Consider the following 11,996-nt stretch of genomic DNA (forward strand, 5'->3'; position numbering starts at 1 on the left):
TTATGGGAACACTCGCGTGGAAATTAATCCTTATCTAAACCAATTGAAAGACTTAACTGATCGTAGCCAAACACTACGGGGGTATCTTTGACTACGATCTGAAAAAAGAACGTTTAGAAGAAGTTTTACGTGAGTTAGAAGACCCTGCAATCTGGAACGACCAAAGCCGTGCTCAGGCAATGGCGAAAGAAAAGGGCGAACTAGAAAACGTTATTAATGTATTGGATGGGTTGTCAACACAACTTGAAGATGCAAAAGCGATGTTAGATTTGGCTGTAGAAGCTGATGATGAAAGCTTGCTTGAAGATGTTCAGTCTGAGCTTGGCGCTGCTGAAGATGAACTGGCTAAACTTGAATTCCGTCGTATGTTTAGCAACCCAATGGATCCGAATCCTTGCTATGTCGAGATTCAATCAGGTTCAGGTGGTACCGAAGCACAAGATTGGGCATCTATGCTATTACGTATGTATATGCGTTGGATTGAACGTCATGGCTTCAAAGCAGAGCTAATGGAAGTATCTGATGGCGATGTAGCGGGTATTAAGTCTGCAACGATTCGTGTTGAAGGTGAATATGCGTATGGTTGGTTACGCACAGAGTCAGGTGTACACCGTTTAGTTCGTAAGTCACCATTTGACAGTGGTAACCGCCGTCATACCTCATTCTCTGCTGTGTTCATTTCACCAGAAGTTGATGACAATATTGAAATTGATATTAATCCTTCTGATGTTCGTACCGATACTTACCGTGCATCTGGTGCAGGTGGTCAGCACATTAACAAAACCGATTCGGCAGTTCGTTTGACACATACTCCAACAGGTATTGTGGTGGCGTGTCAGAACCAGCGTTCGCAACATGCTAACCGTGACCATGCATGGAAACAGTTACGTGCGAAATTGTATGAATTGGAAATGCAAAAACGTAATGAAGCAGCTCAAGCCCTAGAAGACTCGAAGTCTGATATTGGTTGGGGAAGCCAAATTCGTTCATATGTATTAGATGATTCGCGTATTAAAGACTTACGTACTGGCGTGGAAAACTCTAATACAGGTGCTGTTCTTGATGGTGACCTTGATCGCTTTATTGAGGCGAGCTTAAAACAAGGTTTATAAGAGTCTGCTGAACTTTTAGTTTAAATACAGTTCATCTATGAATATGTAGAACTCTTGGATTTTTAGCGATTAAAACGGCAAAGCAGTTCAGTCTTCGGATGTTAATCGAAAAAATGCGATATGAATATCGGAAAAAACAGATATGAATATCGCAGAAATGCGATATGATGTTTTCGAAATGCTGAATAAAGCTTTGTTCGTTTAAAAGACGTGTTGAGCCTATGGATATTGATGCAATTAGCAAAGCCCTTTCCAATCCGCTACGTCGGCAGATTTTGCAATGGTTGAAAGAACCTGACCATTATTTACCAGTGGAAGAGTGTGGTGGTAGTTTTGAGAAAGGTGTTTGTGCAGGTCATATTGAGCGATTGGGCAAAGTAGCACAATCTACAATGTCGAATCATTTGTCTGTTTTACAACAGGCGGGTCTGATTCAGGTCCAAAAATATGGTCAATGGTCTTATTTTTCACGTAACGAAGCTTTGATTCAGCAATATATCGAACATTTAAAACAAACACTTTAACGATATTAAAGTGTAAGTCGAGGCGACTATGGCTGAACTCAATACTCCTTTAACGGTTGGTGATTTTGAAATCAAAAATCGATTGGTAATGGCTCCATTAACGCGTGCGCGTAGTGGTGAAAGCCGAGTACCGAATGATTTGATGGTTGAATATTATCAACAGCGTGCAAATGCTGGTCTTATTTTGACTGAAGCAACAGTGATTGGTTCAAAAACTGTGGGTTATGCAGAAACCCCGGGATTATGGTCACAAGAGCAGGCACAAGCTTGGAATAAAATTATTGAGGCAGTTCATGCTCAAGGTTCAAAAATTGTAGCTCAACTTTGGCATGTTGGCCGTATTTCGCATCCTGAACTTTTAGATGGTGATATTCCTGTTGCACCAAGTGCAATTCAACCTGCGGGTGAAGTGAGTTTATTACGTCCTAAACGTCCATATGTAAAACCGCGTGCACTTTCATTAGAAGAAGTGAAAGAGGTTGTTGCTCAATATAAACATTCAGCAGAATTGGCTAAAGCAGCTGGTTTTGATGGTGTTGAATTACACGCAGCGAATGGTTACTTAATTGACCAGTTCCTTCAAAGTAATACGAATCAACGTGATGACGAATACGGTGGTCCTGTTGAAAACCGCGCACGTTTATTATTAGAAGTCGTTGATGCATTTATTGAAGTGTGGGGCGCTGGCCGAGTAGGTGTACATATTGCACCACGTGGTGATTCACATGATATGGGTGATGAAAATCCATTGGCAACTTTTGGTTATGTGGTTGAACAATTGAGCCAACGTAATGTTGCTTTCATCTTCTCTCGTGAATACGAAGCTGCTGACAGTATTAGCCCTAAACTTCGCGAAAAATTTAATGGTGTATGGATTGCGAATGAAAATCTAACACCAGAGTCAGCAAAACGTATTTTGCGTGATGGTGAAGCTGACGCAGTATCTTTTGGTAAAGCATATATTGCTAACCCAGATCTTTTACAGCGTTTAGAGCAAGACTTACCTTTAAATGAACTTCAACCAACAACTTTATACGCCAAAGGCGCTGAAGGTTATACAGACTATTCAACGCTAGAAGCTTCGTAATTTTTTGAACTGATGATTTACTGACCTCGTTCATTTCTGAACTTGGTAAATCGCTTTTCTTGTAATGGTAGAGTTTAGGTATCGAAACTCTGCCATTTTTTCTATCTATGTTATATTTTCCCCAGTTTTAAACTTTGACTATTTGAGGCAAACCGCTTGGCGACCCCATTTTGGTACAACACCGCACTCCATTTATTAAAACCTTTTTACCACTGGCGGATAAAAAAACGTGCAGAAAGCCAGGAATTATATAATCAGGAATGTCTGGAAAGATTTGGGCCGTTTGAATCTCCGAAAAATGTGAGAGCAATTTGGTTCCATGCTGTTTCGGTTGGAGAAACCAATGCTGCGCAGCCTTTAATCGAGCATTATCTTAAACTTGGACAACCTGTTCTGGTTACCAATACGACTAAAACCGGGCAGGCACGCGCTAAATCATTATTTTTAAAAGCACCTTATTTAGATTTATTTCAAGCAGTTTATTTGCCTGTTGATCAAAAGCATCTTTTAAAACAATTTTTTGAGTTGTATCAGCCAAAGCTTTTAGCATTGGTTGAAACTGAACTTTGGCCAAATTTAATTGATCAAGCCAAGCTACAACAGGTTCCCTGTTTATTGTTAAATGCGCGGTTATCAGAAAAATCAGCTAAAGGTTATAGTCGAGTCTCAGGTCTAACAGCAGGAATGTTGAAACAAATTGATTGGGTGTTGGCACAAGATAATGCTACTCGCCAACGCTATGTCGAGCTTGGTTTAGATCAACAAAAAAGTCAGGTGGTTGGAAATATTAAATTTGATATTCACACACCAGAAGCATTTATAAATCAGGCAGCAAAGTTACACCAGCTATGGTATTTGGGCCAACGAAAAGTACTGACAATTGCCAGTACACATGCACCCGAAGAGCAACAAATTTTGCAGGCACTTCAGCCTTATTTAAAGTCAGATCCTGAGTTAGTTTGTATTGTCGTACCTCGACATCCTGAACGTTTCGACGAAGTATTTGAAATTTGCCAAAACCTAGATTTAATTACTCATCGTAGAAGTTTGAACCAAAGTATTCATCCGAGTACACAGGTTTACCTAGCTGATAGTATGGGTGAACTGTGGCTGTGGTACGCTTTAAGTCAAGTGTGTTTTGTAGGCGGTTCTTTAAATGAGCCGGGTGGTGGACATAATATTTTAGAGCCTATGGTTTTGAATGTGCCGACCGTCATTGGACCTCGTTACTTTAATTTCCAAACTATTGTCGATGAATTCATTGACGAAAATGGTGTGCTCATTGCCCAAGACGCTGAGCAAGTTGTGGCAATCTGGATGGCATGTTTAGCTGAACCTGATCAGGCTCAACAAGTAGTAGAACAAGCGCATAAAGTCTTACAACGTAACCAAGGTTCATTGCAAAAGCATATTGGCGTAATTAATCGGTATTTGGCCGATAAACCATGAATATTGTTTTGCTAGAGCCTGAAGATATTCAGTCAGACACGTGGTCAATTCACTCAAAGCGCCAATTACAGCATTTACGTGAACATCTTGATATTACGGTTGGCCAAAATCTAAAAGTTGGTGTTCGTAATGGCGCACGTTATACCACTGAAATTATTTCGATTAACGAGCAAGAAGTTTGTATAAGCCCTATTAGTGAAGAAGCTGTCCCTGCAAAAATTCCAGTTCATTTAATTGTGGCTTTACCAAGGCCCAAAGTTTTACGCCGTTTAATTATGGACAGTGTGACTTTAGGTGTTGAAAAGATTAGTTTGATTCATAGTTATCGCGTCGATAAAAGTTATTGGCAAACTCCATTTTTGCAACAACTCGATAACTATGTGACTTTAGGGCTTGAGCAAGCAGGTGACACGATTGTTCCTGAAATTCAAATGTATAAACGCTTTAAACCTTTTGTTGAAGATGTCCTACCCAGCTTAATTTCAACAGAAAGCCCAGCCTATGTGGCTCATCCTTATGCCGAGCAGAGCATGCCAGTCAATATTCCGCATGCTTGTAGTGTAGTTGTTGGGCCTGAAGGTGGTTTTATTCCCTATGAAGTTGATTTGCTCACAAAAAACGGCTGCCAAGCTGTGAGCTTAGGCAACCGTATTTTAAGAACTGAAACGTCTATTTCTTATATTTTAGGTCGTCTCTTTAGTTGATGCTTCTGGGTTTAAAAGTGGCTGATTTGCGGCCATTTTTAATTCCTGAATTGGGTAAGGAATATTAATTCCGTTCGCATTAAAAGCTTGTTTGACCTGAGCTTGAATGGTGCTCGTAGATGACGAAATATCAGTTTCAGTTGTATCAACCCACCAGCGTACAGTCAGGTTAACCGAGAAATCTGCTAACGCTGTAACGTTAACCGAGAAGGCTGGCTGACTGAGTACATTTCGGTCATTGTTAAGAATATCTAAAATAATCTGCTTGGCTTTTTGTTCGTCATCTTCGTATCCAATTCCGACTACAAACTCACAGCGTCGTTGTTGATAAGCAGTATTTACAGTTAAAGCACTCGTATAAACAGTTGCGTTTGGAATAACAATGCGGCGGCCATCTGGCGAACGTAAGAATGTTGCACGAATTTGAATATCTTCAACAGTTCCTTCAAGCGAATTGACAACAATCGAATCACCAATACGGAATGGTTCGCTTAATAAGATTAAGATGCCTGACAGTAAATTTTGAAAGATATCTTTAAATGCAAAACCAATAGCGACAGAACCAATTCCAAGAGCACTCATGAGTTGCCCTGGTGTAAACCCTGGAATCGAGATCACTAAAGCAATTAAGAAACCAAAGAATAAAATTGCTGTACTGCCTACACGGTTTAAGACCAAAACTAGGTTTTGGCGAGTATAAGAACGGTTTTCTAAGGTTTTACGAACAAAGAACTTAAATAATTTGGTCAGTAGCCAAAAAATAATAAAAACGATAATCGCAATACATATATAAGGCACACGTTCCCAGAAGCTATCCACGATTTTATCGATAGTGGTATAGGCATCATGATACTTTTCAGTATGGGCTAAAACTGTTTGAGTGGTTTTAGTACCCGCTTCTTGCAAAAGTTCGCCTGTATTTTTTGCGACATCCGTTAAGGATTTTTGTTCATCAGCCACGGCAAGTCTCAATTAAAAAAAAATTATGAAAGCGATTTTCGGCTTTCATCATAGTAGGAGATAAAATGTGCGCCTACTATAATGAGTTCATCTAAATAATAAAGTGTTTTTTAATTAAAAGTATTCCGTTCCTTTTTGTAAGATTTGTGTCGGTGTTTCTAAGGTATCAGTCCCTGAGAAATAATAAAAAATTCCTGCTGTTGAAATAAGGCTAATTAAAATAGCGACTAAAATAAGCCAAGCCATCAGTTTTTCTATAAACGTTGCTGGTCGAACAGGACCGTACTCATTTGGACCTGCTGTACCTGAGGCAAGCAGTAAATAAATCATAAAAAAGAACTGAACAACTGGAATGAACAATAGCAATCCCATCCAGCCACTCTTATTTAGATCGTGCAAGCGTCGAACAACGAGAACAATATTTAAATAAATTAAAAATAGTGAAAAAGCCCAGACTACTAAAGCACTGGCTCCAGAAAGAGAGCTATAAAATTCAAAATTAAATAAATTGCTTGAAAGCTGAAAACTTCCAAGAAATGAAGCCAAAATGAAATAGCCTGCGAGGATGACTAAATAAATCAGTCCATAACCACCTAAATAGCTCATACGATTAAAACGTCCATGAATCGAAAAAGGACTATTTTTAAAAGGGAGCTGGGGTGGGCGTGAAGAGCTTGTTTGGGCAAACATATTATTTTATTCCTGTGTTGCGTATGAGAGACAAAATAATCTTTGTTGATGATCAAAACCATCAAATCTTGCAAAAATTATAAAAGTAAAAGCTATAGACAAATGTTTTAAATCAACTTAATTTTATAAAAATGTTCACAATTTCGTGTGCTTGAGTAAGTGATCAATATGTGACCAAAGTCGCATTGTTTAGACTTTGAAAGAGTCATCATACTGCAAAGGCATGCAAATAAGATCCAGTAAAATAATAGCCACAGTCTCGAGATGGGATGCACAAGATCAAGGAAGTTGCGTATGAATGAGATCTATCCAGTACCAGAGGAATTTAAAAAAACAGCTCGTACTGTTGAAGCAGACTACTTTAAACGTTATCAACACTCTATCGAGAACCCAGATGAATTCTGGGCAGAGCAAGCTAAAATTGTCGATTGGATAAAACCATTTACCCAAGTTAAAAATACGAGTTTTGACAAAGACAATTTCAAGATTGAATGGTTTGCCGATGGTGAGTTGAACGTATCAGCAAACTGCCTAGACAGGCATCTTAAAGAACATCCACATAAACCTGCAATTATTTGGGAAGGTGACCATCCTTCTCGTCATAAAATCGTTTCTTATAAAGAATTACACGACGAAGTCTGCCGCTTTGCTAACGTTTTAAAGAAATATGGTATTGGTAAAGGTGACCGCGTTGTGCTGTATATGCCGATGGTCACTGAGGCTGCAATTGCCATGTTAGCCTGTGCCCGTATTGGTGCTGTTCACTGCGTGGTGTTTGGTGGGTTCTCGCCAGACTCTTTAGCAAGTCGTATTGAAGATAGCCAAGCTAAACTGGTGATTACCGCAGACTCAAGTCTACGTGCCGGAAAACTATTACCACTCAAAGAAAATGTCGATTTGGCTCTAGAGTTGCCAGGCACAGAGTGTGTTGAAAATGTAGTGGTGGTTTACCGTAATGCAAACCCGATCGAAATGAAACCAGGCCGTGATTTGTGGTATCACCTCATTATTATGGAAGTGGATGCCAACTGTCCTCCAGAACCTATGAAGGCTGAAGACCCATTATTTATTCTCTATACCTCGGGTTCGACAGGTAAACCTAAAGGTGTTTTGCATACCACAGGCGGTTATCTGGTTTATGTGGCAAGTACATTTAAAGAGGTCTTTGATTTAAAACAAGATGATGTGTACTGGTGTACAGCCGATGTAGGCTGGATTACAGGTCATAGTTATTTGATTTATGGCCCACTTGCAAATGGTACTACAACTTTAATGTTTGAGGGTGTCCCTCAATATCCAACGTGGGCACGTCTTGGCCATGTGGTCGATAAACATAAAGTCTCTATTTTATATACGGCTCCAACCGCGATTCGCGCCATGATGCGAGAAGGTGATTCGTTTGTACGTGAAAGTAACCGTAGTAGCTTGCGTTTACTTGGTTCGGTCGGTGAGCCTATTAACCCTGAAGCTTGGAACTGGTACTACAACGTTGTTGGTGAAGGTCGCTGCCCAATTGTTGATACATGGTGGCAAACCGAGACAGGTGGTATTTTAATTGCACCATTACCGGGTGCAACAGCTTTAAAACCGGGTTCCGCAACACGTCCGTTATTTGGTATTCAACCTGCCATTGTAGATGGTGAAGGCAATGAGCTAGAGGGTGCGGCTGAAGGTAACCTTGTAATTAAAGATTCATGGCCGGGCCAGATGCGTACCATTTGGGGCGATCCTGATCGCTTTATTGAGGCGTATTTCTCGACCTTTAAAAATACCTATTTTACAGGTGATGGCGTCCGCCGTGATGAAGACGGCTATTATTGGATCACAGGTCGTGTTGATGATGTTTTAAACGTTTCTGGACATCGCTTGGGTACTGCTGAAATTGAAAGCGCACTTGTGTCGCATGAAGCTGTTGCCGAAGCTGCGGTAGTAGGAATGCCGCATGATATTAAAGGACAAGGTATTTGTACTTTTGTGACTCTACAAGCGGGTGTTCCAGAGTCGGAAGAACTACGTAAAGAGTTAATTAACTGGGTTCGTAAAGTGCTTGGGCCAGTGGCTTCACCTGATGCACTACACTGGGCACCAGCATTACCTAAAACGCGTTCGGGTAAAATCATGCGCCGTATTTTAAGAAAAATTGCGGCAAATGAGCTAGATAGTTTAGGTGATACTTCAACTTTGGCTGAACCTGCTGTGGTAGATCAGCTCATTGCAACGGTTTACCCCGATAAGCAAAGCTAATTTTTAAAAAGCCCCATTTGGGGCTTTTTTACTGAGCCTTATTTAAGACCTTGCTAGAAAGTCAGCAGTATTTTGTACATTTGCAAAAGTACTAAGTGCAGTTAAAAAAGCAGTTTGTACATCTTCTGCTTTTGCAGTCTTTCCAGCATAGCTTAAATCACGAGTTGCGGTGGCATCTGCAATTAAGATTGGTTGATAGCCCAGTTCTTTGGCTGCACGTGTACCTGAATCAATACACATGTGAGTCATCATGCCTGTAATCACGAGTTGCTCAATTTGATGTGCTTTTAAAAGTTCCTCTAAATTGGTTTCTAAAAAACTGTTTGGATAGTGCTTTGTTACGATTAATGAATCACTGCCAGCACTGAGTTCAGGGTGAAGTAAAACACCATCTGTATTTTCTTGGAAGAAACTCGCTTGTGGCGGGTTAATATGTTGTACATAAATGATTGGTAAGTTTTTCTCGTTAAAATATTGCTCGAGTTGTTTTATTTTTTCTAACGCTTGCTCTGGCCCAACCAATTCCATTTTGCCATTTTTAAAATAATCATTTTGTACATCGATAACTAACAGTGCTTGTTTCATGAGATCACTCTTGTTGATATGAGATAAAACAAGCTTATTCTCTGCCAGTAAAATCGGCTATAGTCAGATGAAAGCATTACCGCCAGTTTTCTTTCGCCATGAAAAATGAATATTGAATTAGACCCGATTGATCTAAAAATTATTGCATTGCTTAAACAAGATTCTCGACTAACCAATAAAGAAATTGGGCTACGAGTTCACCGGACAGGGCAGGCGGTGGGTGCTCGAATTACTCAGTTAATGGATGCTGGAGTCATCAAAAATTACACCATTGCCGTGCAGTATTCACATAAACAATTTATTCATTTGCATTTAAATGAACAACGCGCTTTTGAAGAAATTGAAAATTTGGTCAAGCAATATGAACAAATCGATGAATGCTTTAAAGTTATGGGCAATGCTTGCTATATGATCGTCAGCCATTTTGAACCCGCAGCATTAAATGAATTTATTGAGAAACTTTCAAAATGGTGCCGTTATTCGGTTGAAACAGTGATTCGAGAAGTCGAGAAATCTTAAAAAATAAAGGCTCCAAGCCGAGTCTTGGAGCCAATAAGTCTTTATTTTTAATTTATTGTTTTTATTGTCTTGCGCTGCTTTAAATGAAGTTTTTTAGGCTGATTTCGCTTGAATTTCTATCTCCTTTTCTTGTTGAAGTTCTAATTGGCGAACGAGTGGTAGAACTTTTTCCCCAAAATATTCTACTTCTTCAATGAAATGTAAGAATCCAGAAAGAATCAAATCAACACCGACATCTTTAAGCGCCACAATACGCTCTGCAATTTGCTGGGGTGTACCAATTAAATTGGTTTTAAAGCCATCGTTGTATTGCACCAAATCTTCAAAACTTGATTTCGCCCAGTTACCTTGTTGCTCTGGTGAGGCTGCACCTGCTTCACGTGTTGCATCGCCAAATGCATTCACGGCTTCCGTATTGGCTTTATCAATAATTTCTTGAAGTACCGCTTTTGCTTCTTCTTCGGTATCTCTGGCAATAATGAAGGCGTTCACACCAATTTTGACATGATGGTTATTGGCTTTTGCTTTAGTACGAATGTCTTCGACTTGTTTTTGAATTTCCTCTACGGTATTACCATTGGTGAAATACCAGTCAGAAACACGAGAAGCCATGTCACGTGCAGCACGTGAGCTGCCGCCTTGAAACACTTCAATATGAGGCTTTTGCAGAGGTTTCGGTTTAAGTGTGTAGTTTTGGAATTGATAGTATTTACCATCGAAACTATAGTTATCGGTGGTCCAGATTCCTTTTAACGTGCGAATAAATTCTTCAGAGCGGACATAGCGTTGATCATGCTCTGGCCACTCTTCACCAATCGCATCAAACTCTCCTCTAAACCAACCACTCACCACATTAATGGCAATACGGCCTTCAGTTAGATAATCAATTGTTGCAAGTTGCTTAGCCGCGAGTACTGGTTTCCAAGGGCCGGGCAGAATAGCAGCAATGACCTTAAGTTTTTCAGTTTTTGCCAATAATGCATGACTGAAACTTACTGATTCATGCTGGTTTTCTGCCCCATAGCCCGCCGTAAAACGAATTTGGGTGAGCGCATATTCAAAACCATTTTTTTCAGCAGCCTGAGCAAGTCGAACATTGTAGTCGTAACTCCAGTCTGTACGCTGTTCAATGTTACTTACGACAAGGCCACCGCTTACGTTTGGTACCCAATAAGCAAATTTAATCGGTTGTTGTAATTGCGTCATGGTGCGCTCTCCCAATTCGTATTTTTATTTAGCGATATTGCGCTTAGGCAACATGCGTTAATGATTTGCCAGACTTGTGGTGCAAGCGAGACTCTGCCGCATCAAGATCAGGTACAGCTGCTGAAGGTAATACTTCTTCTTGCTCAATTTGCTTGTTAATACCAAGCTCTTGATTCGCTTGCTGAGTCTTAGATTTGATCACTTCAGCACGTTTACCTTTCGCTGGCGCCCATTCTAAAATTGGTAATGCACGTGCCACGGCTAACGTAATACGATCTGATAATTGCTCGCTTTTCACCGTATATTCAGGAGTAAAGTCACGATCGGTCGCATATACGCCAATTGGTAAAGTTTGTGCTTGGAAGAAGCTGAACAATGGACGAAGTTGATGTTCAAGTACGAGTGCGTGACGATCACTACCGCCTGATGCTGCTAAAAGTACAGGCACATCGACCAATGCAGTTTGTTCAACAAAATCGAAGAAATGTTTGAAAAGGCCCGTAAAAGAGGCACGGTAAACAGGTGTACCTACAATTAAAGCATCTGCTGCTTCAACTGCTGCAAGATCATCTTGTACACGCTGTGGAAGTTGGTTGCGATAAAATGCACCGCCTAGTAATGGCCCAATTTCGCTTAATTTAATAAAGTGAACTTTAATATCGGTTGCTTCGGATAACTCATCAAGAATGGCTTGAACCAAACTTTCCGTTTTAGATGGGGTATTTAAGCCACCAGAAACAGCAACAATATTCAAAGGTTTTGGTGATGTGATACCAGTCATAATTTGGTTCCTAAGCCTAAAACAAGAGATTGGACTTATTAATCAACAACGACGGCAAACTGTAAAATAACGAAATTGGTCAACCTTATCAGTTTTAAATATAAAAGATAAATAGTGGATTTATATATTTTGTTT

12 protein-coding genes are annotated in these 11,996 nt (G+C 40.0%); 7 read left to right on the forward strand and 5 right to left on the reverse strand.

Translation table 11 applies throughout. From position 1 onward, the window contains the following. The first annotated feature begins 16 nt into the window (after positions 1-16). The 5 genes from prfB to NL42_RS11445 all read left to right on the forward strand — a co-directional run bounded on the left by prfB (position 17) and on the right by NL42_RS11445 (position 4,876). Positions 17-1,112 (forward strand): peptide chain release factor 2 gene (prfB, locus tag NL42_RS11425; protein ID WP_100222431.1). Its coding sequence is split into 2 segments (ribosomal slippage): positions 17-88 and positions 90-1,112, totalling 1,095 coding nucleotides; the frame shifts between segments, so codons are not numbered across the junction. Positions 1,113-1,333: 221 nt separating this feature from the next. Then, entirely contained in the window at positions 1,334-1,636 is a 303-nt protein-coding gene (locus NL42_RS11430) for an ArsR/SmtB family transcription factor (protein ID WP_016139876.1), read from the forward strand. A 28-nt stretch (positions 1,637-1,664) separates the two neighbouring features. Then, positions 1,665-2,723 (forward strand): alkene reductase, encoded by a 1,059-nt coding sequence (locus NL42_RS11435; RefSeq protein WP_461312833.1) that lies wholly within the window; start codon positions 1,665-1,667, stop codon positions 2,721-2,723. A 156-nt stretch (positions 2,724-2,879) separates the two neighbouring features. Next, entirely contained in the window at positions 2,880-4,172 is a 1,293-nt protein-coding gene (locus NL42_RS11440; protein WP_461312834.1) for a 3-deoxy-D-manno-octulosonic acid transferase, read from the forward strand. Continuing rightward, positions 4,169-4,876: a 16S rRNA (uracil(1498)-N(3))-methyltransferase gene (locus NL42_RS11445; protein WP_461312835.1), complete on the forward strand. Its 708-nt coding sequence runs from the start codon at positions 4,169-4,171 to the stop codon at positions 4,874-4,876. The genes NL42_RS11440 and NL42_RS11445 overlap by 4 nt, the downstream gene beginning before the upstream one ends. Here the strand turns inward: NL42_RS11445 and NL42_RS11450 are convergent. Both NL42_RS11450 and NL42_RS11455 read right to left on the reverse strand, forming a co-directional pair. Then, complete coding sequence (locus NL42_RS11450) at positions 4,856-5,836, reverse strand: mechanosensitive ion channel family protein (protein ID WP_461312836.1); 981 nt, start codon at positions 5,834-5,836, stop codon at positions 4,856-4,858. The genes NL42_RS11445 and NL42_RS11450 overlap by 21 nt on opposite strands. A 114-nt stretch (positions 5,837-5,950) precedes the next feature. Then, positions 5,951-6,526, reverse strand: a complete 576-nt coding sequence (locus NL42_RS11455; protein WP_461312837.1) for a DUF805 domain-containing protein — start codon at positions 6,524-6,526, stop codon at positions 5,951-5,953. A gap of 294 nt (positions 6,527-6,820) precedes the next feature. Between NL42_RS11455 and acs the strand changes: the two genes are divergently transcribed. Continuing rightward, positions 6,821-8,770, forward strand: coding sequence for an acetate--CoA ligase (acs, locus tag NL42_RS11460; protein WP_461312838.1), 1,950 nt, complete (start codon positions 6,821-6,823; stop codon positions 8,768-8,770). Positions 8,771-8,812: 42 nt separating this feature from the next. Here the strand turns inward: acs and NL42_RS11465 are convergent, their stop codons facing one another. After that, the gene (locus NL42_RS11465; RefSeq protein WP_461312839.1) at positions 8,813-9,355 is read right to left on the reverse strand and encodes a cysteine hydrolase family protein; all 543 of its coding nucleotides are present in this window, start codon (positions 9,353-9,355) and stop codon (positions 8,813-8,815) included. 105 nt (positions 9,356-9,460) lie between these two features. On the opposite strand from NL42_RS11465, the gene NL42_RS11470 reads away from it, so the two are divergent. Continuing rightward, entirely contained in the window at positions 9,461-9,874 is a 414-nt protein-coding gene (locus NL42_RS11470) for an Lrp/AsnC family transcriptional regulator (RefSeq protein ID WP_461312840.1), read from the forward strand. Between the two features lie 93 nt (positions 9,875-9,967). Here NL42_RS11470 and sfnG read toward each other — a convergent pair whose 3' ends face one another. Together sfnG and msuE are read right to left on the reverse strand one after the other, a co-directional pair. Next, positions 9,968-11,080 carry a dimethylsulfone monooxygenase SfnG gene (sfnG, locus tag NL42_RS11475; protein WP_016139884.1) on the reverse strand — a complete coding sequence of 371 codons (1,113 nt, stop codon included), beginning with the start codon at positions 11,078-11,080 and terminating at the stop codon, positions 9,968-9,970. A 43-nt stretch (positions 11,081-11,123) separates the two neighbouring features. Beyond that, the gene (msuE, locus tag NL42_RS11480) at positions 11,124-11,861 is read right to left on the reverse strand and encodes an FMN reductase (RefSeq protein WP_016139885.1); all 738 of its coding nucleotides are present in this window, start codon (positions 11,859-11,861) and stop codon (positions 11,124-11,126) included. Between the last annotated feature and the right edge of the window lie 135 nt (positions 11,862-11,996).

The sequence above is a fragment of the Acinetobacter sp. GN11 genome (assembly GCF_054823985.1).

Coding starts and splice junctions, on each gene's coding strand:
- NL42_RS11430 (WP_016139876.1), top strand. CDS start 1,334: ATGGATATTGATGCAATTAGCAAAGCCCTTTCCAATCCGCTACGTCGG.
- NL42_RS11435 (WP_461312833.1), top strand. CDS start 1,665: ATGGCTGAACTCAATACTCCTTTAACGGTTGGTGATTTTGAAATCAAA.
- NL42_RS11445 (WP_461312835.1), top strand. CDS start 4,169: ATGAATATTGTTTTGCTAGAGCCTGAAGATATTCAGTCAGACACGTGG.
- NL42_RS11455 (WP_461312837.1), bottom strand. CDS start 6,526: ATGTTTGCCCAAACAAGCTCTTCACGCCCACCCCAGCTCCCTTTTAAA.
- acs (WP_461312838.1), top strand. CDS start 6,821: ATGAATGAGATCTATCCAGTACCAGAGGAATTTAAAAAAACAGCTCGT.
- NL42_RS11465 (WP_461312839.1), bottom strand. CDS start 9,355: ATGAAACAAGCACTGTTAGTTATCGATGTACAAAATGATTATTTTAAA.
- NL42_RS11470 (WP_461312840.1), top strand. CDS start 9,461: ATGAATATTGAATTAGACCCGATTGATCTAAAAATTATTGCATTGCTT.
- sfnG (WP_016139884.1), bottom strand. CDS start 11,080: ATGACGCAATTACAACAACCGATTAAATTTGCTTATTGGGTACCAAAC.
- msuE (WP_016139885.1), bottom strand. CDS start 11,861: ATGACTGGTATCACATCACCAAAACCTTTGAATATTGTTGCTGTTTCT.